General features: G+C 45.5%; 3 protein-coding genes. All 3 read left to right on the top strand.

The annotated features are described in order from the left end of the window. The first annotated feature begins 62 nt into the window (after positions 1-62). Entirely contained in the window at positions 63-287 is a 225-nt protein-coding gene (locus HBA55_RS37040; protein ID WP_167001257.1) for a hypothetical protein, read from the top strand. Positions 288-475: 188 nt separating this feature from the next. Continuing rightward, entirely contained in the window at positions 476-1,729 is a 1,254-nt protein-coding gene (locus tag HBA55_RS37045) for a hypothetical protein (RefSeq protein WP_167001259.1), read from the top strand. Continuing rightward, positions 1,726-1,946: hypothetical protein (locus HBA55_RS37050; protein WP_167001261.1), on the top strand; the 221-nt coding region annotated here is incomplete at its 3' end. The genes HBA55_RS37045 and HBA55_RS37050, both read left to right, overlap by 4 nt.

The raw sequence follows: 1,946 nt of genomic DNA on the forward strand, positions 1-1,946 counted from the left end.
TTATTTATGTGTCATAATTATTTATGTGTCATAATTGTTTATGCTTTTCTTTGGAGGTTGTTATGGTTGTTGATGGTAAGGGTAAGGGTGGTGTTCGGGTCTCGGTATCGTTGGATGATTACATGTGGCGTCTGTTTGTGGCTTCTCTGGGGGATGAGTCTAAAGCTCGTGCTTCTATCAGATCTGCGATCCGTGAAGGGCTTGTTGCTAAAAGTGCTGATGCTCGGTTGCTGGTTCTTAGGAAGATTGCTAGGCCTAGTCTTGTCAGTAAGGTTGATGATTTGTGATAGCAAAAGCTTGACCTGGTCTAGGTGGTTCAGGTCGGTTTGATAGCAAATTGCTTTCTCACTCGGTTGTTCTTGCGGTGTCCTTGATAGCTGGATAGGATTGTCACGGAACTTAAATAACAAACCCCCGGAGACGGCAATCTCCGAGGGTTTTAGGAATACCACAAGGTTGATAAGGAACCTGTGATATGAATGGAATTATACCCTGTTTGGGGGCTGGTTCTAGTGGGCTCGGAGAGCCCCTAGGTATAAACACGAAATCTTCTTCACCCCAGGCCACTACTGAACACCCTGAAAGCCACGTCTCACGCGGCCTCCGGGCAGATCGATACTCTCTTCAAAACGTCATTCGCAAGCTGATTATTGCTAAATCTGACTTTGATCCTGATAACCCCAATTTCGAGGTTTATAACAAGCTTCGTAGGGTGGTGAAATGCCATAGGGTTAGGGTTAAGCCTACCGTCGATGTTATGAGGGATGTTGTCCACTTAAAGGCTTTCTATCGCAATGTGACGTCCTGTGGCAGCGTTTGGGACTGTCCGGTGTGCTCGGTCAAGATTATGGAGAAAAGGCGTCAGGAGATCTCTCAGGGCGTTTCCTGGGCATATAGCAGCGGGTTTAAGGTGGTCATGGTTTCCTTCACCACTCCCCATTATGCCTATCAAACCTGCTCTGACCTTCTAGGCAGCTTCGCAAAGGCTCTTAAGTACCTCAGGTCTGGCAAGGTTTGGCAGAGGATTAAGTCAGACTACAGTCTTCAGGGGGTTATCAGGGCACTCGAGACCCTTTATGGATCCAACGGATGGCATAACCACACTCATGAACTTTGGATCGTAGACGCCTGTGCCGATGCAGCGGCGCTAAAGCACGAAGTGCTGCGTCGATGGGAGGCGGCTTGCCGTAAATATGGGCTTCTTCCCAGGGGGAAAGTTAGGTCTTTCAGAATTCACGCTGTAGACGTTAAAGACAACGCTACTACTTCGGATTATTTGGCCAAGCAGGATGATAAAAAATATTTGGGCTGGGGTGTGGATAGGGAGCTTACCAATCCACTTTCTAAGGCTTCAAAAGAGCTTTTGCATCCGTTTCAGCTGGCGTCTTTATACGGAAGTGGAGATAGGAAAGCCGGAGAATTATTCAATGAATATTCTCTTGCTTTCAAGGGTAGAGCTTCGGTTTTTTGGTCGCAAGGACTGAAAAAACGTTGTCTTTGCGAGGAAGAAAGCGATGAGCAGATTGCTGAGTCTGATGCTGAAGAATCGGAGCTGGTGATTAGTTTGGAGCATTTTGCTTGGTCGAGAATTGTAGAGTTGGATGCAAGGTCTTACATTCTAGATCTTGCTGAAACTGAAGGTTTTGATGGTGTTGAGTCCTGGCTTCGTGATAGAGGTCTTAATTCTGTGGTCAGCTTTTTGATGCAAAAAAAAGGAGGTTTTTTATGATGATTAACGATTGTGGTTTGGATTCTCTATTGGGGCTTCAGTTTATTTTTAAAACTGATAATCCTGTCCCTGGTGCTGAGGATAAGTACTATTGGAAGAAGGGTGATTTAACACAGATTGTTGGTGTTAGAGCTGATTTTCATGATCATTACGTTAGTGTTTCGTATCAATTGCACGGTAGCAAAAGTGGTGTTCATGATCAGGAAGAAATACCGGT

The organism is Pseudomaricurvus alkylphenolicus (assembly GCF_011683955.1).
Taxonomy (GTDB): domain Bacteria; phylum Pseudomonadota; class Gammaproteobacteria; order Pseudomonadales; family Cellvibrionaceae; genus Pseudomaricurvus; species Pseudomaricurvus alkylphenolicus.

Bases quoted from the DNA above. Each gene is read 5' to 3' on its own strand.
- HBA55_RS37040 (WP_167001257.1), top strand. From the start codon at position 63: ATGGTTGTTGATGGTAAGGGTAAGGGTGGTGTTCGGGTCTCGGTATCG.
- HBA55_RS37045 (WP_167001259.1), top strand. From the start codon at position 476: ATGAATGGAATTATACCCTGTTTGGGGGCTGGTTCTAGTGGGCTCGGA.